Source organism: Telluria sp. AZSoR62 (assembly GCF_058111565.1).
This window is the reverse complement of sequence record NZ_JBYTST010000114.1, coordinates 1-401: the sequence shown is the minus strand read 5'-3', so window position 1 is coordinate 401 and position 401 is coordinate 1. Positions and strand designations below refer to the sequence as shown.

General features: G+C 41.1%; 1 protein-coding gene. It reads left to right on the top strand.

Annotated features, from left to right (window positions below):
* Positions 1-286: ABC transporter permease (locus tag AC3XQU_RS23120; protein ID WP_489876496.1), on the top strand; the 286-nt coding region annotated here is incomplete at its 5' end.
* Positions 287-401 lie beyond the last annotated feature (115 nt).

Sequence of the window (401 nt, the reverse complement as noted above, 5' to 3'; positions counted from 1 at the left end):
CGTGTATTTGCGTGATATATCACAGGTGATCGGTGTGGTGATTACTATGCTCATGTTTCTATCTGCAATATTTTATCCTGTATCATCCCTCCCTGAAGATTACCAAGTGATTATGCAAATGAACCCTCTTGTGCCCATTATTGAACAAGTAAGAGAGGTTTTAGTTTGGGGGAACGAACCGAATTATTTATTGTTGATTTTTTATCTTGGAGGGGCATTGATTTTTGCGTGGCTAGGGTTTGCCTGGTTCCAGAAAACACGAAAGGGGTTTGCTGATGTCCTCTGAATTTTCTGGGAATAATACGTTTGATCCTAACGTAGTGTTGTTGAAGCGCTCCTCGGAAGATGATGTGGCTATCCGTGTGAGCAATTTAAGTAAGTGCTACCAGATTTACAGCAAG